The following is a 22,581-nucleotide window of genomic DNA, read 5'->3' on the forward strand; positions in this document are numbered from 1 at the left end:
CTAAGGTTTTGTCTTCTTTTCGCCTGATATACTTGACATTATTGCTTTTTTCACTTTCTATTGTGGGGATCTTACAGCCATCCCCAAGTAAAGCAACGAACTTCTTCAAATGGTTATCACAACAAAACAAACAGACACAGCAGCCACCGCAAATTATAGAACAAAAAATAGACAAGCCGCAAAAAAAGATCGTAACACAAAAAAACATACAAAAGCTAAAAAATGAGAATGCAAAACGCATTCTTGTTGTAGGGGATTTTGCAGCCTCTGCTGTTGCCGATGCACTTAAAAAGTTTTTTATAAATAATAGCGATATCGTTATCATGAACAACACAATACCAGCTTCCGGCTTAGTTCGAACGGATTATTATTCTTGGCAAAGCAATATTTCTAAACTCATTGACCAAAATAGCCCCGATGTTATTATCATGATGATCGGTGCAAATGATAATCAACCCATCACAGACTCTCATAATATGATTAACACAGATCAGTCAGAATGGATGCGCATCTACAAACGAAGAATTATCGAAATTACTGAAAGTCTTCACGCCTCTGGAAAATCATGGATATGGATAGGTCAGCCTTCTTTTGGAAATGACCTTTTGACACAAAAAATGAAAATTTTTAATGCGCTCTATAAACAAGAAACAGAAACAGCAGGAGGGTATTTTCTCGATATCTGGAGCGGCTTTAGTGATGAAGAAGGAAATTTTTCTTTTTCAAGCTATGATATTAATGGAAAAACAACCAAATTACGCACCAATAATGGCATGCATTTCACCCCTGAAGGAAAGAAAAAACTTGCCTCTTATTTAGAAAAACCATTGAAAAATATTTTAAATTTTCACGCCTTTTCTCATGAAAATTCATACTCAACCGATAAAGCTATTCAAAAACTTATACAAGAATCAGAGAATCAAGAGCGGAGTAAAATTATGCGTCAGCCTCCAATGAACCTCGATGATATGGTACAAAAAAACACTCACCTTTTAGGCAAACGAAAGTCAAGTTTTATAAAAAAATCATGGTTTCCACCAAATGGGCATCAAAAAGATCGAGCTGATAATTTTTCTTTCCCATAATGTCTATTTAAAATACAAAATCTATTTTCCTCTATAAACAAAAAGCGAATAAGATAAAAAACTCTGTTTACAGAGCTATAATGAAGAGAAAATTTGCATAAATCACAACTGCACCTTTCGAATAATATGAAAACGGCATGGTGTTAACCATACCGTTATATCTTATAGTCCACGTTTGTTAATCATTGCCTCTGGCAAAGGCATTCGTCCCCGAAAAGCTTTATAAAGCTCCTCTGGATCACGACTTCCTCCAGCGGAGTAAATAAAACGTTTCAACTTAACAGCAAGCTCTGAATTAAAAACATCTCCCGTTTCTTCAAAAGCTTGAAAAGCATCAGTATCAAGGACTTCCGACCACATATAAGAATAGTAACCAGATGCATAACCATCCCCCGCAAACACGTGCATAAAATGTGGGGGACGATGACGCATAATAATTGTATCAGGCATTTGCAGCTTTTCTAATTCTTGGCGTTCAAACACTGTTGGATCCGTGACTGTTTCGCCTTGATGAAAAGCCATATCCACTAAAGCTGATGAGATAAATTCAACGGCAGAAAATCCTGCATTAAATGTCTGTGCTACTAAGACTTTATCTATCAACTCTTGTGGCATAGGATGGCCTGTTTTTGTATGTATAGCATAAGATTTTAATATCTCTGGTACTGTTAACCAATGTTCGTAAAGTTGAGAAGGTAGCTCAACAAAATCACGTGAAACAGATGTTCCCGACACAGATGGCCATGTGACATCAGAAAGCAAACCATGCAATGCATGTCCAAATTCGTGGAAAAGCGTACGTGCATCATCAAGTGATAAAAGAGCAACTTCCCCTTTAGGTGGTTTAGCAAAATTACAAACATTGTAGATAATAGGCTTTTGTCCGCCATCCAATTTATGTTGTGATTGCAAACTACTCATCCACGCACCGGAGCGTTTTGAAGAACGCGCAAAATAATCACCAATAAAATGCCCAAGTAGACTTCCATCAGACTTTTTTACTTCCCACAAACGTGCATCAGGATGCCAAAGTGTAACAGCGTTTTTTTCTTCAAATGTAATGCTAAAGAGTTTTTCGGCTACCCCAAAAGCCGCTTTAATCATAAGATCAAGCTGAAAATAATATTTAATCTCAGCGCTATCGAAAGAAAGTTTTTCAGTGCGAAGCTTTTCAGCATAATAACGCCAATCCCAAGCAGCTAAAGATTCATTGCTGCCCTGATTGTTGGCAAAATTTTGTAAGTCAATTTGCTCAGTAGAAGCTTTCGCTCTTGCGCGCTTCCATACAGGCATAAGCAAATCCATAACGGAATCAACACTTTTAGCCATAGTATTATCGAGCTTCAAATCCGCGAAAGATTTATATCCCAATAATTTAGCCTGCTCATCTCGAAGCGCAACAATCTCTACAATAATTGTTTTATTATCATTCTTGTTATTATTTTCACCACGTTTAGCCCAAGCTTGGAATGCAACCTCACGCAAATCTCGACGATCAGAGAATTTTAAAAAAGGTTCAACAATCGAACGTGCTAGTGTTAATGCATACGCTTCTTCATTGCCTCTTTCACACGCAATTTCCTTCATTGAAGCAATGAGATCTTGTGGTAAACCAGATAAGTCTGTTTGTTTTAAAAACAGAATCCATTCAGCTTCATCATTTAAGACATTTTGTCCAAAAGTAGCATTTAAAAAAGCAAGTCTTTCATTAATTTCCAAAAGCCGTTTCTTAGCTTTTTCATCGAGTTTTGCCCCATGACAAACAAACTTTTTCCACCATAATTCAAGAACACGTGTTGTTTCACTCTCAAATGTGCCCAGCTGCGACTGTTTATAAAGCACATCTATTTTCGCAAATATCCGCGCATCCATCATCATTTTTGAAGAATAACAAGAAAGTTTTACAACGAACTCTTGCTCTAGCTGTTGAATTAATACATTCGTATGAGCACTGGTGCGTAAGAAAAATATTGAACAGACACGATCAAGCGCTTTGCCGCAAAGCTCAAAAGGCTGCAAAAAATTCTCAAGCGTTGGTGGTTCTTGCACCATCGCAATTGCCTCTAGTTCTTCTTCTGCTTCTTGAAGTGCCTGTTCAAAAGTGGGTTTAAAATCTTCATCACTTATAGAAGAAAAATCAGGAAGACCTGAAAATCCCTTCCAGTCCAGCACTGCTGCTTTTGTCATAATACTTTATGTCTCCATTATAAATTTAAACTGTAACAATTATCTTTACGACACAAATTGATAACATACTAAAACTATTTCGTGAGTTTCAAAACTACCTTTCAAAACGCTATTGAATAAAAAACCTTAAAATCGTAAAGCTCTTCCATTTCAAACCATATTATATTGAAGCAATAAAGATTATTCGCTCGCACATCACAATAGAATTGCATATTAACAAAAACACTTGGAGAAAAGCATAATCTCCACTCTTTATAAAATATTGCTGTAGATTCTTTTGAAAATCGCAAACTGCATTAAAGAAATGATGGTAAAATCAGAACTGATTTTTACATTTACGTTTTTATATTATCCTCAAATTAAGCTGTATTCTCGTTTTAGTGATTCAGAAACTTGTTTATAACTTATAATTTACCCTTGACTTTACTTCAAATATTAACAATTGGGAATATAGTTGGGGAGTTTTTTAAATCTTCCATAAACTTTTGTTTTTATCTCATCTATTATCTAGATTTACAACTCTCCAACTCTTCAGGAGGTACTTTATCATGACTGAAATCAAAACGGACTTCGACTTCAAAAATTTTTCTCCTGAAGCTCTCGCTGAAAACTTAAAGAACCAGCATTTTGCAGACTCTATTGATATCATCAATGACCTCGATATCATGGAACGTGTAACTATTCTTAGTCTTCTGCCTCTTGATTATGTTATCGAACTTTTTGATAAACCAGAGCTTGAGCAACCTGCTGCCATCCTAGAACTTCTCCCTATAAATCGTGCTGTTGAAATTCTTGATGGCATGTCTGCTGATGCTGCTGCAGACGTCTTTCAAGAAATGGATAAAGAAACCCGCACACGACTTTATGCCTTGCTTAACCCCTTAACGCGCGCTGAACTTAAAAAACTCACCAGTTATCCTGATCATACAGCAGGAGCACTGATGACAACAGAGTTTATAGCCGTTCCTTCAAACTGGACCATACAAAAAACTTTGGATCACATTCGTGAGGTCGAGCGAACACGTGAAACAGTTTATACCAGCTATGTAATTGATCCCAAAACAGGTACTCTTCTCAAAGCTGTTTCCCTGCGTAACCTTATTCTTGCCTCACCTGATGAACAAATTCTTAATGTCCCTACCCATGACTCGCCCATTACAATATCACCCTTCACACATCATGAAGATATCGCACGCCTTTTCCAGCGCCATGATCTTCTCTCTGTGCCTGTAGTTGATGAAAGTAACCATGTCATTGGTATTGTAACCGTTGATGACGTGCTTGATACTATGGTCGATGAGATGAATGAAGATGCCTATAAATTTGGGGGTATGGAAGCGCTTAATAAGCCCTATATGCAAATTAAGTTTCCTGAAATGATGAAAAAACGTGGCGGATGGCTCGCTTTACTCTTTATCGGTGAAATGCTGACAGCAAGCGCTATGCAACATTTCGAAACAGAACTCGAAAAAGCGATTATTCTTACACTGTTCATACCTCTCATTATGAGCTCAGGAGGAAATTCCGGCTCACAGGCTACATCCCTTATTATCCGTGCATTGGCTTTACGTGAACTCACGTTGAAAGACTGGTGGAAAGTGATCATTCGTGAAATTCCAACAGGACTATCCCTTGGTCTCTTACTAGGAATTATTGGTGTTACGCGCATTGCTCTTTGGCAAAAACTGGGTATCTACGACTATGGCCAACATTGGATTGCTATTTCGACAACAGTGGGTACAGCTTTAGTTGGAATCGTTACCTTTGGTTCTCTTTCTGGATCTATGTTGCCTTTTATTCTTAAAGGTTTAAAATTTGATCCAGCAAGTGCTTCTGCTCCTTTTGTGGCAACTTTAGTAGATGTCATGGGCATTATAATCTACTTTTCTGTAGCTTCTCTCATTTTGTCAGGAACTCTTCTTTAAACATGTAAAGTAAAAACTCTTACTTATGGAAAAATCTTGTCATGTAACCTAAGATTCTTTCCATAAGAGAATAAGCTTTATTATTTATTTTCTAGCGCACCGCTCTATAGATAATTTATTATTTTTTTGAATAACAGCTCCGAATAACGTAATTTTACCTCATCATAAAGCTTCTCATATTAAATCGATTAAAGTCATCTTCTTGCCAGTCACAAACGAGATCGGTGTATGGCTAAAAACTATTCAAGAAAAAATAAAATACTTCTTATATCCTCTCTCTCTCGTATCAAAAACTGGCGCAATATTGACAGCTGAGAAAGAATAATAATGATGATACTCAACAGGCTTTATATTTCTTCACAAAGGCGTTAATAGTATACTATTCGCGTATGTTATATCATTTATGAGCCCTATCATGGAATGGATGTAGTGTACGTTAAGCAATCTCTCTTAAGTACATGAATATGCAACAAAAAGTATATTCTGTTTAAAGTGTTCTGTTTGGCATAAAAAGCATACTCCTATTAGAGAGTGCAATTAACAAAAGTGTAAGGCAATGCACTATCTCCATGGTTTAAAAGATATTACTTTAGATGCTTTTGAAAGCATAAATTGGATTAACAGCAAAGATGGGAATTTTCTTTGGATGCCTTCATATTCTTTCTAAATAAGACTGTATGACGGGTTCATAAATAAATCAAACAGATATAACTCTTGCCCTAATCTGGCATACAAAAGCTAGAACTTCTTATAAAATTCTTAATCGTCTCAATATCTACCTCAAATACACGATTGCATTAGATCTGATTTTGATTGACAAGTTATGGAATAAGACAAAGCTTTATTTAGAATAAAAATGTTGTAAAGTTGTCAATAAATTGGCTATGGATTGAGAGATATTCCGGATTTTTATCAATCTCTTTGCAAAACAACAACAACAATACCGCTAGCTTTATACTTACTTACTCTTACAAGAATTCATATAAATTTCTTGTGTCATATTGATAAAAATCAAATTGACTGTGATTTTTGGGATAATTCTTAACTCGAGAATAGAACATACGTACTATAAAAAACTTTTACGAAGCTTCAGAAATTGAAGCTCAATAGAGCCTTAAAGACTTGGATAAATAGTTTTGCCATAAAAATATTGCCTCCATCTTCCAAAATTATAAAAAAACATGTAAAAGGTTTTCTAATAGTCAGGCAAAGAATGTAAAGACTTTGCCTCAAATGAAATTTCATTAAACGAAAAGAAGAAAATTTATGCAATTGCGTAACATTGCCATCATTGCCCACGTTGACCATGGGAAAACAACGCTTGTAGACGGGCTTCTCAAGCAATCAGGAAACTTCCGTGATAATCAGCGTACAAGCGAACGTATGATGGATTCAAATGATATTGAGAAAGAACGCGGAATTACAATCCTAGCGAAAGTGACATCTGTTGTTTGGAAAGATACTCGAATTAATATTGTTGATACACCAGGGCACGCCGACTTTGGTGGAGAAGTTGAACGCATCCTAAATATGGTTGATGGAGCCATTGTACTTGTTGATGCTGCTGAAGGACCAATGCCACAAACAAAATTTGTCGTTGGCAAAGCATTGAAAGTGGGATTGCGCCCTATTGTTGCTATTAATAAAATTGACCGACCGGATGCACGCGTTGATGAAGTCATTAATGAGGTTTTTGACCTTTTCGCTGCTCTTGATGCAACCGATGAACAGCTTGATTTTCCTATTCTTTATGGATCTGGACGCGATGGATGGATGGCTGAAGCCCCTGAAGGACCAAAAGATCAGGGATTAGGTCCTTTATTTGATCTTGTGACGCAGCATGTCCCTTCTCCTAGTGTAGCAGAAGGACCGTTTCGCATGATTGGAACTATTCTTGAAGCGGATCCGTTTTTGGGACGAATTATTACAGGACGGATTCATTCTGGCTCTTTGAAACCCAATCAAAATGTCAAGGTTCTTGGACAAGATGGAAAACTTTTAGAAACTGGGCGTATTTCAAAAATTTTAGCATTTCGTGGCTTAGAACGGCAACCTATTGAAGAAGGAAGTGCTGGTGATATTGTTGCGATTGCAGGTCTACAAAAAGGTACCGTTGCTGATACTTTCTGTGACCCTACTGTCAATGACCCCCTTACTGCCCAACCAATTGATCCTCCTACTGTTACTATGAGTTTTCTCGTCAACGATAGTCCCCTTGCTGGAACTGAAGGCGATAAAGTAACAAGTCGTGTCATTCGTGACCGATTGTTAAAAGAAGCAGAAGGCAATGTCGCTCTTAAAATTGAAGAATCAGCCGATAAAGATTCTTTCTACGTTTCAGGACGAGGAGAATTACAGCTTGCAGTTCTCATTGAAAATATGCGCCGTGAAGGATTTGAGCTTAGTGTTTCACGTCCACGTGTTGTTATGCAAAAAGATGAAAATGGAATAACTCTTGAGCCAATCGAAGAAGTTGTTATCGATGTTGATGAAGAATATTCCGGTACTGTTGTACAAAAAATGTCTGAACGTAAAGGCGAAATGGTGGAATTACGTCCTTCTGGAGGTAATCGTGTCCGCCTTGTCTTTTATGCACCAACCCGAGGACTCATTGGTTATCAATCTGAACTTTTAACGGACACACGTGGTACAGCAATTATGAATCGCCTTTTCCATGCTTATGAACCTTATAAAGGAGACATTGCTGGTCGTGTTAATGGTGTTATGATTTCAAATGACAACGGTGAATCTGTCGCTTATGCTCTTTTTAATCTTGAAGATCGTGGACCTATGATCATCGATGCGGGTGTGAAAGTCTATCAAGGTATGATTATTGGCATCCACTCACGAGATAATGACTTAGAAGTTAATGTGTTAAAAGGGAAAAAACTCACCAATATGCGCGCTTCCGGAAAAGATGAAGCCGTAAAGCTAACGCCTCCCATTAAAATGACGTTAGAACGCGCCTTATCGTGGATACAAGATGATGAACTTGTGGAAGTAACCCCTAAAAATATTCGTCTCCGCAAACTCTATCTTGATCCTAATGAACGTAAACGTTTTGAAAAAGCACGTGCATCAATTTCAAGTTAATTTCATAATCTCTTTGGTAAAATATTTAATTGTATTGAGCCTCACTATATTCCAGAAAGGATGTCTCTATGAATATTAAGGAAATACCCGTAGGTAAAAATCCACCAGAAGATATTAACGTTATTGTGGAAGTCTCCCTTGGTGGTCAACCAATAAAATATGAGATGGATAAAAAGTCGGGTGCATTATTTGTTGACCGTTTTCTTCATACATCAATGGTTTATCCTGGAAATTACGGTTTTGTCCCTCATACGCTTTCAGATGATGGTGATCCTATTGATGTTCTTATCTGTAATACCCGTCCACTTATGCCTGGTTGTGTTATCAATGTTCGCCCCATCGGAGCTCTAATGATGGAAGATGATGGTGGTAAAGATGAAAAAATTATTGCCATTCCCACTACAAAATTAACAAAACGCTATATCAATATTCATGACTATACAGATCTGCCCGAGATTACACTCAAACAAATTGAACATTTCTTCAAGCATTACAAAGATCTGGAACCTGGAAAATGGGCTAAAATTGAAGGATGGCGTGATAAAAACTTTGCTCATGAATTAATTAAGCAAGCTGTTGAGCGCAATAAAAAAGTATAACGATTTTAATAAAATAAAGCCTATAAAAAAATAGGCTTTGTTATTTATTTTTTCTACGAGATGTAATCTCTAAAGGATTGCCATATCTGCTTTAGCTCTTCTAAATGTGTTGAAAAGTAAAGTTGTTTGTAGCGAGATATTGCGCCGCTTTTCAGAGAAATAGAAGAAGATGGGATTTTCCACTGCTTCGCAAGAAATTTAATGAGAGCTTTATTCGCTTTTCCATCTTCAGGAACAGCCCGAAGGCGTATAACCAGATATTGTTTTTCACCATCCCTACATTCAACCCCTATTATTTTGTCAACGGATGATTTAGGAATGAGATATACAAACAAAATCAAGTTATTTTCATCAACTTGATAAAACATGTATTCGCCTCAAGTAATATTTCTATAAATACATGTTTGCGTAAATGCGCCACATGAAAGTACGAATAAAATAAATAATAATAAAAACTACAATAGGTGAAATATCAATTGTTCCAAAATTTGGTAAAATTTTCCGGATACGGCTTAGAATGGGATTTGTAAGACGATATAGAAAGCTTCCTATCAAAACAACAAAGCGATTGCGCGAATTTATGATATTAAAGACATAAAGCCAAGAAAAAATGACACTAGCGATTAAAATATCAATATAAATCTCAAAAATCAAATCAATCGTTCGAAGCAATGCATAAATCATGCGTCACCCCTTTCAATCAAGGAAAAAAAGAAGAGCGTATAGAAAACCTTCATTAAAGCAGGTCTGTGCATCAAAAAATGGTTTTATATTTCAATACTCTTTTTTTGAATAAAAAACAGACATCTAAATTCTTCATCTCTCTATTTAATGACGATGCAGTTAAAAAACAAATGTTAAAATTAAAAATAGCACATAAAATAGAAGAAACAGCAAAAAATCTGAATATCCCTTATAGGATTAATCTTAAATCTCATCGTTTTAATTATTAATTATAAAAAACAAACAAACTAAAAACGGCCTTTTAAAGGCCGCTTTTAGTTTTAAAATTATTTCTGCAAAGCAGTCAAACGATTAAGAGCACTACTAAAACCATCTAGCTGAACAAATAAATCATTCAAAGCTGGTTCACCTGCAGCAGCAATTGTCATCGCCAACTTTAACTTTTTTCCAGAACGTAAAGCTGCTACGTGATTTTTGTCAAAAACGACAGGAACCACACAACCTGCTGGTACACAAGTCCGAATACCGGTTTCGATAACAGCTTTTCCCTCATCAACTTGTAAACGAACAGGCTTAGAAACCAAAATGCCAAAAGGAACTGTTAAATTACCAGATACAACACTCTCAGCATCGAGAGTAAGTCCCATAGCCACAACAACACGCCCCTGCTCATTCACTTCTTGACGGTGCATAAAACAAATTCTTTTCCCTTCTTGTATACCACAGTTAATAGTCCACAAACCGTAGGTTTCAGTCAAAGAAGAAGCTCCATTTGGCAATGCCGCTGCCGCATCTTTTGATGCAGGAGGCTTTGAACTTGTTGCAAATGCAACAGATGAAATACTCAAGAGAGTAAAAACTATAAGTAAATTAAATAACTTTTTCATTTTATATTCCTGTTCTTTACATAAAAGATAAACATGTTTATTATTTATTATAATATAAAGCATCTTAATAAAAAAAGCTTTCTCATAATCATATAGCTTTTATAATGGTCTAAGGCTACCTCGAAATTCGCTGACAACTTTCGTATAAACGTGCTTTTTAAAAGAAACAGCAATCAACGGAAGGGTTTCTAGATCAATCCATTTCCATTGATCGAATTCCGCTTTATTGCCATCTGGTGGCGGATTAATCGCAATTTCAGAAAGCTTTCCTGTAAACTGGAAAGCAAACCATTTTTGTATTTGCCCACGATATTTATTTGTTAATGTGCACCCAATAAGTTCTTGTGGAAAATCATAATGGAACCAATTTCGTGCTTCTTTAATCAACTTTACAGATCGAATACCCGTTTCTTCATAAAGTTCACGATATGCCGCATCTAATGGTTTTTCATCTTCATCAATCCCTCCTTGAGGAAGCTGCCAACGATGAGATATGTCAATATCTGCATCTGCATGAATGGGCATCATTAAACGACGCCCAACCCACACTTTCCCCTCATGATTAAAGACAACAATCCCAACACATTTGCGATATGGAAGAATCTTCAAATTAATATCTGCATCCATTTAATATTCCTCAAAATCGCAAGCTATAGATATCAATTCTCACTTTAACACATCCTTATTGGGATCTGGTGGAAATGCTGCATTTGCCATTTCACCTCGTAACAGTTTATAGGCCTCATTCAATTGAATATCATCTTTAGGGTCTTTGGGAACAAACGCAGCTGAACCAGATCCTTTATTACTTTCTCGTTTTCCTTTGATATGTCCTTTTAATGCAGACTCACCAACTTTTACATCATAACCTTTATATTTTTCAGGAAGTGGTTGCTCTACAATAATATCAGGCGTAATCCCTGTTCCTTGAATAGAAGTGCCTGATGGCGTGTAATAAAGTGCTGTTGTTAAGCGTAAAGCCCCATTTTCACCCAAAGGAATAATTGTTTGAACAGATCCTTTACCAAAAGACTGCGTCCCTAAAATTGTTGCACGACGATGATCTTGCAATGCACCCGCAACAATTTCAGAAGCACTCGCTGAACCACCATTAATAAGAACAATGAGCGGTTTTCCATTGATGACATCACCTGGCTTCGCATCAAATCTTGTCACATCACTCTTTTTGCGCCCACGAGTCGACACAATTTCACCTTTATTGAGAAAAGCACTCGAAACATTAACAGCTTGATCTAAAAGCCCACCCGGATTAAGCCGCAAATCAAGGACGTAACCTTTTAGCTTATCTTCAGGAATTTTAGATTGGATATCTTTAATTGCCGCTAGAAGATTATTTAATGTCTGTTCAGAAAACTGGATAACTCTTAAATATCCAATATCACCTTCAACCCGATATTTCACCGCTTTTACTTTGATAATATCACGAACAATCTTCACTTCAAATGGCTTATCAACGCCAGAACGAATAATTGTTAAGGTAATTGGTGTTCCAGGAGCACCTCGCATCTTATTAACAGCTTCATTCAATGTTTGACCATTCGTTTGTACATCATCAATTTTTGAAATAAGGTCTCCTGCTAGAATACCTGCTTTTGAAGCGGGAGTATCATCCATTGGTGAAACAACTTTAATTAAGTTTTTTTCCATAGTGACCTCAATACCAAGACCTCCGAACTCTCCTTTCGTAGAATCCCGCATATCCTTGGCTTCTTCAGCATTCAAATAAGATGAATGAGGGTCCAGTGATGTGAGCATGCCATTGATAGCATTTTCAATAAGCTTTTTATCATCTGGAACTGTAACGTATTGCATACGCACACGCTCAAAAACATCGCCAAATATAGCTAGCTTTTTATATGCATTATCTTCATTATTCGCAGCAACAGACTGCACCATAATCATTGAACAGGCGCCGAGCAATACCCCAGCGACCAAAAGAATAACTTTACGAATCATTTTGGCTCCTTCTTATTTTTTCAGTCTGCCACCAAGGAGTTGGATTTACAGGTTTTCCCTGCTTTCTAAACTCAATGTAAAGCATTGGAGAAGTTTTTCCTATATCCAATGCAACACTGTTTGAAATAAATTGCATCTCCATTATACCCAGAGGCTCACCTGAAAGAACAAACTGCCCCTGTTTTACATTAATTCTCGACATTCCAGTAAAAATGATATGATAACCATTTCCAACATTGAGAATGATTAAATATCCGTAAGAACGAAATGGTCCAGCAAAAGCAACAAAAGCATCCACAGGTGAAATAACAACAGCTCCTGACTCTGTTTCTATCGTTTCACCAAAGCGCGTAATCTGCGAACTTTTGTTAGAGTGATGTATTCTTTTTCCTGAAACAGGAAAAAGTAAAGAACCTTTTCGGCTTTCAAAATTGGACTGTTCTAACAATTGTAAACTTTTCCGTACCTGTACTGATGCATCAGAGCTAAGTTTTGACTGACGATCGAGCTCTAAAATCAATTCTTCCAAAGACTGCGCTTTTTTAGCAAGAGCAATATTTTTTTGTTGCTGTTCTGTAAGTTCTTTTTCTGATTTTTTTTGTAGTTTGTTTTTTTGGTCTAATAAAAGCTCTAGACGTTTTCGCTGCTCTGCTTGATTTTGCAGTTTTGTCTTTAATGCGGTATATTCCGTAGTAATGGAATTACTCAAATTGGTCAACTCCTTGAGTTCCCCTTTTAAATCTCGTGTTTTCTCTTGCATCTGAGGAATAACAGTACCTAATAAAACAGAACTACGTATAGAAGCCAACGCGTCTTCTGGCTGTATCATAAGAGCAGGAGGCGGATTCAATCCCATACGTTCCAAAATTGCAAGAACTTCCGCAAATTCAGCACGACGATTTTTTAAACTTTGATAGACTTGTACCCGCTTTTCTATCATTTTTTTAAGCTTTTCTTCCCTTTTAGCAATATCATCTGCTACTATACGTTCTTCTTTAGCCGCCTTTATGAGTGCATCACTCAAAACACGTTGATCTTTTTTTAAATGCTCAACTTGATGCATAAGAAAAGTAACACGCTCACGCGAAAGTGAAATATTTTGGCGAATTTCTCCCAATTCTTTATGTACTTCCGTACTCCTCATTTCTTCCGCATGCGATACAGAAAAGCAAAAAAACATACTCAAGAGCAGAATGACAAATATGACGCACTCCTCATATAAATATAGCATCTTTCTATGAAGAAGCTTTTTCATTTGCAAAAACCATGACACCTCATCGTATACATTAGAGATGCTTTAAATGGTGTCAGCTAAAACAATATTAATAAACATATAAATAAGTGCTAAAAATTGAACAAAAATATTAAAAACGATGATACGGATGATTATTTTCAATTGTTACAGCGCGGTAAAGTTGTTCTGTAAGAAGAATACGTGCAATTTGATGTGGCCACGTCATCAAACCAAAAGATAAAAGAAAATCAGCACGCTTCCTTATTTGTTCATTATGCCCATCAGGTCCTCCCAAAGCGATGACGACATCTCGAATGCCCTCATCACGATAACACCTCAATTTTTCAGAAAAAGAAGTTGAAGAAATCGATTCTCCACGCTCATCTAACACAATTAATCGACATTTTTCAGGTAAAAATTCAATAAGTTTTCTCCCCTCTTCCTCCATACGTTGACAAACTGTTTGAGCACGACTTTCTGGTATCTCTTGTAACTTTTTTAAATGCAAGCCTACATCTCCAGAAATTTTAGAAAAACGATCCAAATAATGCTGAACTAATTTTTGCTCCGCCCCACTTTTCATACGACCAACCGCAAAAACAGAAATTTGCATTTTAATGATCTCCGAAGAGAAGCAAAGCCGTATCGTTTAAATCCGGCGTCATCCATATTTTTTCTAAATTATAAAAAAGACGAATTTCTGGACGAAAAAGATGAATGATAATATCACCTGTATCAATCAATACCCAGTCACCTCCAGCAAGCCCTTCTACACGCGCAAGCCCCTGCCCACTATCTTTCCAAGTATGTAATAAATGATTAGCAACAGACGATACATGACGCTGCGAATTTGCTGAAGCTATGACCATATAATCAGCCAAAGATGACTTCCCTCGAATATCAATAGCAACAATATCTTCTGCTTTTGTATCTTCTAAACTCTTGAGAATAACTTCAAGACTCTCACTCACAGAAAAAACTTTTTTTTCTTTTGAAAGCATAATATTGTAAGAGTGTTTGTGTGCAACGTTTTTCAGATCAATATCCTTTCTTATCGTTGTGGAATCTAAAAAAGAGACTTCTCTAAAGAGAAGCAGAATCTTATGAAATGTTCAAGAAAAATCATTCTTCTTCAAACGAAGGTTTGTTGAAGACTGAAAAGATAAAGGTCCATGCAAATAAGTCCAAACTGGTGGCTTGATAAAAGGTAATCGCTTACTTTCTCTCTCATCCAAACGAAAACGGCGATAAATATGTGCCATAGGAGAAGAAAGTGCTGACCGATTTCCTAAAGGACGATCAATAATCGCAATAGGAAGCATAGAGACGATATCATGCCATCGATACCAATGATGTATCGTCGCAAAACTATCTGCCCCCATAATCCATACAAAATTTACGCCACTGTAATGGGTAAGAATATGAAAAATCGTATCTACTGATACTTTGCTCCCTATAGCCTGTTCAAAACCTGTTAAGCGAATTTTTGGATGGTCAATAAGTTTTAAACTTAATTGCATTCTCTCCTCTAAAGAGAGCAACTGTGTACAATCCTTTAAAGGATTTCCTGGAGTGATCATCCACCATAACTGATCAAGATGCAAACGCCGAATAGCAATTTTTGCAACAAGAAGATGCCCCGCATGCGGTGGATTAAAGGAACCACCAAAAAGACCCACAACATTAGATCTTTCAACATGTGGTATACAATTTTTCCATGGAAAAAATAATGTTCTCAAGCTCTAACCTGACCATTTCCTTTAACGTGATATTGAAATGATGTTAGCTGTTCAACACCTATGGGACCACGTGCATGCATTTTTCCTGTTGCGATACCAATTTCCATTCCAAAACCAAATTCACCTCCATCAGCAAATTGTGTAGATGCATTGTGCAGCAAAATAGCTGAATCTAAATGATTAAAAAAATTCTTCACCACTTCCAAATCCTCAGCAATAATCGATTCCGTATGTCCTGATGAATAACGCTTGATATGAGCAATGGCTCCCTCAACACCCTCAACTGTTTTAACAGAAAGAATAGCATCAAGATATTCATGCGACCAATCTTCTTCAGAAGCTAATTTGACATCTGGTATAAGAAAAACAATATCTTCTGTGGCGCGAATTTCACATCCGTTCTCCTGTAAAGCAGTTAAAACAGGAAGAAACTTTTTTAATGCTTGGCTGTCAATGAGAACTGTCTCAACAGCACCGCATATCCCTGTTCGCCGCAGCTTTGCATTTAAAACAATATTGCGTGCCATATCTAAATCTGCCGATTTATCAATATAAATATGACAAAGTCCCTCCAAATGAGCAAAAATTGGAACACGTGCATCAGACTGAACGCGGGCAACAAGGCTCTTTCCACCACGTGGTACGATCACATCAATCGCTCCATCCAATCCTTTGAGAATTTCCCCAACGGCAGCACGATCTGTCGTTCCAACCATTTGGATAGCATCTTTGGGTAAACCAGAGCGCTCTAAACCTTGTACCAAAGCTAAATGAAGAGCATGAGAAGAATGAAAGCTATCCGAACCACCGCGCAAAATCGCAGCATTACCTGCTTTTAAGCACAAAGAACTCGCATCAACTGTAACATTGGGACGACTTTCATAAATAATGCCAATCACACCAAGAGGTGTTCGTACACGACTTATATGAAGCCCATTTGGACGTTTCCACGCACTCATAACCTGTCCAACAGGATCAGATAAACGAGCAACTTGACGAACACTGTCTATCATTGCACGTAAACGCAAGTCATCTAATTTTAGCCGATCAATCATTGCAGCTTTCAAATTATTCTGAGCAGCATTCTCTAAATCTTGACAATTCGCCCGTAAAATTTTATCTGACTGATCCTCTAGACTTAAAGCGATCATTTCTAATGCATTATTCTTTTGCTCAGAAGAAGCAACGGCCAACGCTGCAGCGGCATAGCGTGCTTTTTGTCCCATATCTTTCATTTGTTCTTCTAAAGTCATCGTATTATCCACTCTGCGAAAACAATAAAAACAAAAGTAACTTTTTTAAACAGAATTGATCAAGCAACGTACAATCATATCATTACGATGCACCATAGCAGAGCGCGCCTCATACCCAAGAATAGCTTCAATTTCTTCACTTTTATGTCCTATAATGCGTACAGCCTCATCTTTGTCATAGCTTACAAGTCCACGCGCAATCTCAACCCCATCTGTACCAACAATTGCAACCGTATCCCCACGCTGGAAATTTCCCTCAACGCCAATAACCCCTGCTGCTAATAACGATTTTCCTGTTTCAAGAGCCCTAATGGCTCCTTGATCAATCGTCAAAACACCAGATGGATCTAAATGACCAGAAATCCATGTTTTCCAAGCATTGACAGATTTCTTACTTGCCGCAAAAAAACTCTTGCGTTCACCTTTGTCAATTGCAGCAAGGGGATTCATACGCTTGCCTGAGGTGATAATCATCGCCGTTCCAGCAGCATTAGCTATTTTTCCGGCTTCAAGCTTAGTCTTCATTCCTCCCCGTGAAAACTCTGAAGCAGCAACATCTGCCATTTTTTCGATATCATGCGTAATGGATGCAACAAAAGGTATAAATTCAGCCGTAGGATCACTATGGGGAGACTTTGTATAAAGACCATCAATATCAGATAAAAGTATTAAAAGATCTGCCCCCATCATTGTTGCCACACGTGCAGCTAAACGATCATTATCACCATAACGAATTTCATTTGTCGCAACAGTATCATTCTCATTAATAACAGGTACTGCTCTAAAACGTAAAAGTACATTAATCGTTGCACGTGCATTGAGATAACGCCTTCGCTCTTCCGTATCAAATAAAGTGAGCAAAATTTGGCCTGTTTTGAGCCCATGTTGAGCAAGCGCATCACCATAGGTTTTAGCTAACTCAATTTGCCCCAAAGCAGCACATGCCTGACTTTCTTCCAATTTCAAAGCCCCCTTAGGAAGCTGTAGCAATGTCCTTCCTAAAGCAATAGCGCCTGAAGACACCAACAATATCTCTACGCCTTTTTTGTGCAATTCAACAACATCACTAATCAAGCTGTTAAGCCATTCAACCCGTAAACCTGCCTGAGGATCAACCAAAAGGGCAGATCCAATCTTGACCACAATACGTTTATAGTGTGTAAGTTTTTGCGATCCAACAGCCATCTCAATCAACCTTGCTATCCCCACTAATCTCCTCTTTGCGTGACATTTCAATAATATGTGCACCAGCACGCAGCACATTTTCTAAACCTTCGCGGCTAACCGCAGAAAACATCATAACAGGTTGATCCGCAGCTCTTTGCAAAGCTTCCTGTTTCGTTTTACGCTCTTCAATCGTTAGCGTATCTATCTGGCTTAAAGCGACAATTTCAGTCTTATCACTTAGATTATTTCCGTAAGACTCCAGTTCATGACGCACAATTTGATATGCTTTTGCAACATCTTCTTCTTGAGCAGAAATCAAATGAAGGAGGACACGACAACGTTCCACATGTCCTAAAAAACGGTCTCCAATTCCCACCCCTTCATGGGCTCCTTCGATTAACCCCGGAATATCAGCCAAAACAAATTCACGACCATCAATTCGTACAACACCAAGATGAGGATGTAGAGTAGTAAAAGGATAATCTGCAACTTTTGGCTTTGCCGCCGTTACAGAAGCTAAAAAAGTTGATTTTCCGGCATTTGGTAAACCAACAAGCCCCGCATCAACAATTAACTTCAAACGAAGCCATATTGCACGCTCTTCTCCAGCCAAACCTGGATTTGCACGACGCGGTGCCCGATTTGTCGATGTTGTAAAGTGAAGATTGCCAAAACCGCCATGCCCTCCTTTTGCAAGGCGATAGCGCTGTCCCACTTCCGTTAAATCACATATTAACGTTGTATTATCTTCTTCAAAAATTTGCGTCCCAACCGGAACTTTAAGGATGACATCATCACCCTTCTCACCCGTCATATTACGCCCCTTGCCATGTCCCCCTGTTTTTGCTTTAAAATGCTGTTGGTAGCGATAATCAATCAGCGTGTTAAGCCCATCAACAACAAGAGCCCAGACATCACCACCCCGTCCTCCATTCCCTCCATCAGGACCCCCAAATTCTATGAATTTTTCACGGCGAAATGATACTGCTCCAGAACCTCCATTACCAGAACGAATATAAACTTTAGCTTGATCAAGAAATTTCATTGGAAACACTCACTGAGGAATCAATCTCTCTACCTCTATAGGCAATACATTAATTTTACCAGTTTTTCATCATTGATAACAGAAAAACTGTCGCTATCGCTGATAACTCTTTGAGAAAAAAATCATCACATTTAAATAGGTTAAGTAAAGTTAAGTCTTCTTAAAAGAAGGTGCTATTCTTGTATTTTTTTCCCTTAAATTCAAGCGCTAGAAGATAAAGCTCTACTGATTCTGATCGGCTTGCGGGTGGTTTAACATGGTAGACTTTTTTAAAATGCTGTTTTAATCTTGCAAGAAGAGTGTTTTCTGCTCCCCCTTGAAAAGCCTTTACTAAAAAATATCCCCCAGGCTTGAGAACCGAAAGAGCAAAATCAGCCGCAACTTCACATAAATAAATCGTTCTTAAATGATCCGTCTGACGATGACCTGTTGTTGGCGCTGCCATATCAGAAAGAACCACATCCGGTTTTGTCCCTAAAGTTTCAATTAATTTCTGCTGTGCATCTGTATGCAAAAAATCCATTTCCAACATGGCAACTCTAGGTAATGGATCAACATGTAAATAATCAATACCAACAACGCTAGGATCTTCATCACTTGACCCTACTATACGCTCAGCCACCTGACACCAACCCCCAGGTGCTGCTCCTAGATCAATAACCTTTTGACCTTTTTTCAAAAACCTATAGCGCTCATTAATTTCAATGAGTTTATAAGCCGCACGCGAACGATAACCATCTACTTTTGATTGATGGACATAAGGATCATTCAGATGCCTCTCTAACCATCGTCGTGATGAAGCTTTAATGGTTCCTGCTTTCTTTTTTACGCGCTGATATAATTCATGTGACCCTGAGCCTCCATAGCCACCTCTCGGTGTTTTTGTTATTTTTTTCATCGTTATTCATTGTCTCCATATTTAATTCTCTAACGCTTGAAATCTCTGCTCTTTCTATGACGACACCATACTCCATCGCGTAACATCAGCTCTATCAAAATTCCTTCCCTTAATCCACGATCAGCAACTCTTAAACGCTGACTTGGCCAAACTTCCCGAATAACATCTAAAATTGCACAACCAGCTAAAACTAAATCTGCTCTCTCGCGTCCAATAAAAGGACTTATGACACGTTTTTCTATATCCCATGATAATAGGCGTTGTGTCATAAGTGTAATGTCTGCATCATTCATCCAAATGCCATCCACTTTTTTCCTATCATAACGCTCTAAATTAAGATACATTCCTGCTAAAGTCGTAACCGTACCGGAGGTTCCCAAAAGATGAAACTTCGAACCTTGTGCTAACTTTCCTAATTTATGACGATCTGAAAAATTATTTAATAACCCTCGCACATAACTTTTCATTTTTTCAAAATCGTCTAAGCTAATATCATTCCCTCCAAAACGTTCAGCAAGCGTAACAACACCAACAGGAAGAGAAGTCCAAGCGATAATTTGTCGAGCTAAACGAAAAGAACGCTTTTGAGAAACATCAAGTAGCACAATTTCTGATGATCCTCCTCCAATATCAAAAAGCACAATTGCGTCAGTATTTGGTTCAACAAGTGTACTACACCCTGTAACAGCAAAACGCGCTTCTGTTTGCCGATCAACAATTTCCAATTCAAGACCTGTCTCCTCCAAAACACGCTGAATAAAATGTCTACCATTTTCTGCAGAACGACAAGCTTCCGTTGCAATCAAGCGATAACGCTTAATATGCCTTTGTTTTAGCTTTAAATGACAAATCTTTAATGCTTCAATCGCACGATCCATAGCTTGTGTATTAAGAAAACCGTTATTTATTAAACCTTCTCCCAATCGTACAATACGAGAAAAAGCATCAACAACACGAAAATATCCAGGTTTACTGGGAGATGCGATAAGAAGACGACAATTATTTGTTCCGAGATCAAGCGCCGCATAAAGAGGTGGAGATTTTACTGGATGGAACCGTCGAAGAAAAGGTGTTTTGAGTTTTTTTGTTTTTTGAGCACCTATCATTATCTGACTATGAAACTCAAAAGCTGCCTCAGATTGAACAAAAATCTGTTTCTGTTCATAATGTTTTTTTCTCTGTTGTCTCTTTATATCAACAAGGACAGAGTATGCCTCTGTTCGTGACAATGCAGAATGATTATTTGTATTACTACCGCACTGATCATACAACTGATCTGCTTTGGTACCGTATATTTCTCCTCGCTTCAACTCTTTTGAACTATAATTTAACGGGGTCATTTCCCTTATCCCTTGAGCGTTCCCCCCAATAAATAAACGCGAAAACTCTTCTGCTCATTTCTAAATAAAGCAATAATGCAGCATCAAATGATAAATACAAGAAATCACTGAAATGGCTTTGATTATGCTGAAATAAAAGTTCTGTTGTACCACAAAATGCAATTACAATAGCTGTTATTTTATGAATACCAATAAAAACTATCGTTCAAAAAAATCTCTAGAATTATAAATTTATCTGAAAAATATTAATGCATAATCAGACCGCTTTAAAAATCCATTTGAAGCTTAAAAAAAGAATTTAGTCTACTCATTATTGTAAGGAATAAATCGAGTATTTCTAATCTTTTTTACTTTTAATAAATAACGAAATAACTCTTTAAGCTTTATGGAAAATACTAACTTGATTTTCTATTACATATAAAGAACCTATTGTATCTTTACATTCATAAAACTCTCACTCTTTCCAATAAGTCACCTCGATATCATATTATATAAAAATTCTTACTTATTTGACCTTATAATTTACACTCAAAAATATAATACAACGATTTATGAAAAAATGAATCTTATTAAAAAGACTCGATGGATTCTAAGGACGTAAAGAATTAAGTGCCGCATTTAACCCTTTAAATGGTACAGTAAAAGAAAATACCTTTCCTTCTTTAATTTTATAGGAAATACGTACCTTATTGTTCTGCTCTATTTGTCTAGTCAAAACCGGACCTACAGGTGATTGTGCCAAACAAACCGTTTCATTACATTGCGTATAATGAATAAGAACAGGTTTTTTGACATCTTTTACAAACATTTGAATCGGAACATTTGTATCAGAATTTGGCAATGTTCGAAAAAGCATCACTGCTTGACCACTTGTCGTAGAAACAAGAGACCAACTAAAAATGGTATTTCCTTCTTGATCATGAACCGTCTGTGTCACATTACATATACCTTGCTTATGTTTCAGCTTTTGTTTTTCGTCACAAATCAAAGTCCAGTCATAAAACTGCATAATAATTCGACGTGTTTCGCCAGGTTCTCCCTTGGGTATCGATAAGTGCGGTGGATGCACTGTATAAATATTATTGTTCTCGTTGGCAAAGCTTTCGCTCTTGCCTATTAAGGCAAGAGCAAACAGAACCTTTACTAACATACTTCTCGTTTTTACAATAACAGCCATTTTTTCTATTATCATCTCAACCTCAGAGTAATTCCAGCGCCTATTCCCCAATGACCTCCAGCACTTGTCACAGATACATTCGAGCGAATATTTCCATCTTCAGATGTATAACCAGCACCAATAGCAAATGCAGATTGACTGCGCCATAAACCACTCCCAAATGAAACACTTAAAGATCCTGGTATATCATAGTAACGTAAGTTGGACACCGCTAGACCAATAGCAGCAGCTTGTCTTGCCTCTTTTCGAACATCCTCAACAGCATAACTTAATGTCGAAAACTTCATATCC

At 37.4% G+C, this 22,581-nt stretch carries 21 protein-coding genes; 4 read left to right on the top strand and 17 right to left on the bottom strand.

Annotated elements, in window-relative coordinates; all coding sequences use genetic code 11:
- Positions 1 to 8: 8 nt before the first annotated feature.
- A complete protein-coding gene (locus ACFIMX_RS08485) occupies positions 9 to 1,085 on the top strand; it encodes an SGNH family hydrolase (RefSeq protein WP_375640277.1) in 1,077 nt (358 codons plus the stop codon).
- Between the two features lie 162 nt (positions 1,086 to 1,247).
- Here the strand turns inward: ACFIMX_RS08485 and ACFIMX_RS08490 are convergent, their stop codons facing one another.
- Complete coding sequence (locus tag ACFIMX_RS08490; RefSeq protein ID WP_375640279.1) at positions 1,248 to 3,272, bottom strand: M3 family metallopeptidase; 2,025 nt, start codon at positions 3,270 to 3,272, stop codon at positions 1,248 to 1,250.
- A gap of 548 nt (positions 3,273 to 3,820) precedes the next feature.
- On the opposite strand from ACFIMX_RS08490, the gene mgtE reads away from it, so the two are divergent.
- The 3 genes from mgtE to ppa all read left to right on the top strand — a co-directional run bounded on the left by mgtE (position 3,821) and on the right by ppa (position 8,889).
- The gene (gene mgtE, locus ACFIMX_RS08495; RefSeq protein ID WP_375640280.1) at positions 3,821 to 5,197 is read left to right on the top strand and encodes a magnesium transporter; all 1,377 of its coding nucleotides are present in this window, start codon (positions 3,821 to 3,823) and stop codon (positions 5,195 to 5,197) included.
- 1,266 nt (positions 5,198 to 6,463) lie between these two features.
- Positions 6,464 to 8,290 carry a translational GTPase TypA gene (gene typA / locus ACFIMX_RS08500; RefSeq protein WP_375618077.1) on the top strand — a complete coding sequence of 609 codons (1,827 nt, stop codon included), beginning with the start codon at positions 6,464 to 6,466 and terminating at the stop codon, positions 8,288 to 8,290.
- 68 nt (positions 8,291 to 8,358) lie between these two features.
- Entirely contained in the window at positions 8,359 to 8,889 is a 531-nt protein-coding gene (gene ppa / locus ACFIMX_RS08505; RefSeq protein WP_375633911.1) for an inorganic diphosphatase, read from the top strand.
- A gap of 53 nt (positions 8,890 to 8,942) precedes the next feature.
- Here ppa and ACFIMX_RS08510 read toward each other — a convergent pair whose 3' ends face one another.
- The 16 genes from ACFIMX_RS08510 to ACFIMX_RS08585 form a co-directional block, all read right to left on the bottom strand.
- Positions 8,943 to 9,257 carry a DUF167 domain-containing protein gene (locus tag ACFIMX_RS08510; protein ID WP_375618079.1) on the bottom strand — a complete coding sequence of 105 codons (315 nt, stop codon included), beginning with the start codon at positions 9,255 to 9,257 and terminating at the stop codon, positions 8,943 to 8,945.
- Positions 9,258 to 9,279: 22 nt separating this feature from the next.
- Positions 9,280 to 9,573 (bottom strand): YggT family protein, encoded by a 294-nt coding sequence (locus ACFIMX_RS08515; protein ID WP_375694318.1) that lies wholly within the window; start codon positions 9,571 to 9,573, stop codon positions 9,280 to 9,282.
- A gap of 326 nt (positions 9,574 to 9,899) precedes the next feature.
- Positions 9,900 to 10,460 (bottom strand): invasion associated locus B family protein, encoded by a 561-nt coding sequence (locus ACFIMX_RS08520; protein ID WP_375618081.1) that lies wholly within the window; start codon positions 10,458 to 10,460, stop codon positions 9,900 to 9,902.
- A gap of 99 nt (positions 10,461 to 10,559) precedes the next feature.
- Positions 10,560 to 11,087 (bottom strand): RNA pyrophosphohydrolase, encoded by a 528-nt coding sequence (locus ACFIMX_RS08525; protein WP_375618082.1) that lies wholly within the window; start codon positions 11,085 to 11,087, stop codon positions 10,560 to 10,562.
- A 39-nt stretch (positions 11,088 to 11,126) separates the two neighbouring features.
- Complete coding sequence (locus tag ACFIMX_RS08530) at positions 11,127 to 12,437, bottom strand: S41 family peptidase (RefSeq protein ID WP_273790634.1); 1,311 nt, start codon at positions 12,435 to 12,437, stop codon at positions 11,127 to 11,129.
- Entirely contained in the window at positions 12,427 to 13,668 is a 1,242-nt protein-coding gene (locus ACFIMX_RS08535; protein ID WP_375618097.1) for a murein hydrolase activator EnvC family protein, read from the bottom strand. The genes ACFIMX_RS08530 and ACFIMX_RS08535 overlap by 11 nt, the downstream gene beginning before the upstream one ends.
- A 133-nt stretch (positions 13,669 to 13,801) precedes the next feature.
- On the bottom strand, positions 13,802 to 14,284 hold the full coding sequence (gene rlmH / locus ACFIMX_RS08540; protein ID WP_375618083.1) for a 23S rRNA (pseudouridine(1915)-N(3))-methyltransferase RlmH: 483 nt from the start codon (positions 14,282 to 14,284) through the stop codon (positions 13,802 to 13,804).
- A 1-nt stretch (position 14,285) separates the two neighbouring features.
- Positions 14,286 to 14,672: a ribosome silencing factor gene (gene rsfS / locus ACFIMX_RS08545; RefSeq protein ID WP_375640282.1), complete on the bottom strand. Its 387-nt coding sequence runs from the start codon at positions 14,670 to 14,672 to the stop codon at positions 14,286 to 14,288.
- 111 nt (positions 14,673 to 14,783) lie between these two features.
- Positions 14,784 to 15,377, bottom strand: a complete 594-nt coding sequence (locus tag ACFIMX_RS08550; RefSeq protein ID WP_375618098.1) for a nicotinate-nucleotide adenylyltransferase — start codon at positions 15,375 to 15,377, stop codon at positions 14,784 to 14,786.
- A 29-nt stretch (positions 15,378 to 15,406) separates the two neighbouring features.
- Positions 15,407 to 16,663, bottom strand: a complete 1,257-nt coding sequence (locus tag ACFIMX_RS08555) for a glutamate-5-semialdehyde dehydrogenase (RefSeq protein ID WP_375618085.1) — start codon at positions 16,661 to 16,663, stop codon at positions 15,407 to 15,409.
- A 45-nt stretch (positions 16,664 to 16,708) separates the two neighbouring features.
- Positions 16,709 to 17,848, bottom strand: a complete 1,140-nt coding sequence (gene proB, locus ACFIMX_RS08560) for a glutamate 5-kinase (RefSeq protein ID WP_375618086.1) — start codon at positions 17,846 to 17,848, stop codon at positions 16,709 to 16,711.
- Position 17,849: 1 nt separating this feature from the next.
- Entirely contained in the window at positions 17,850 to 18,875 is a 1,026-nt protein-coding gene (obgE, locus tag ACFIMX_RS08565) for a GTPase ObgE (RefSeq protein ID WP_375640283.1), read from the bottom strand.
- A gap of 160 nt (positions 18,876 to 19,035) precedes the next feature.
- Positions 19,036 to 19,773: an RlmE family RNA methyltransferase gene (locus tag ACFIMX_RS08570; protein WP_375618088.1), complete on the bottom strand. Its 738-nt coding sequence runs from the start codon at positions 19,771 to 19,773 to the stop codon at positions 19,036 to 19,038.
- 29 nt (positions 19,774 to 19,802) lie between these two features.
- A complete protein-coding gene (locus tag ACFIMX_RS08575) occupies positions 19,803 to 21,113 on the bottom strand; it encodes a Ppx/GppA phosphatase family protein (RefSeq protein ID WP_375640284.1) in 1,311 nt (436 codons plus the stop codon).
- Between the two features lie 589 nt (positions 21,114 to 21,702).
- Positions 21,703 to 22,305, bottom strand: coding sequence for an invasion associated locus B family protein (locus ACFIMX_RS08580; RefSeq protein WP_375618090.1), 603 nt, complete (start codon positions 22,303 to 22,305; stop codon positions 21,703 to 21,705).
- Positions 22,302 to 22,581: YadA-like family protein (locus ACFIMX_RS08585; protein WP_375694319.1), on the bottom strand; the 280-nt coding region annotated here is incomplete at its 5' end. The genes ACFIMX_RS08585 and ACFIMX_RS08580, both read right to left, overlap by 4 nt.

This window comes from Bartonella sp. AD24XZML (assembly GCF_042196485.1).
Taxonomy (GTDB): Bacteria; Pseudomonadota; Alphaproteobacteria; order Rhizobiales; family Rhizobiaceae; genus Bartonella.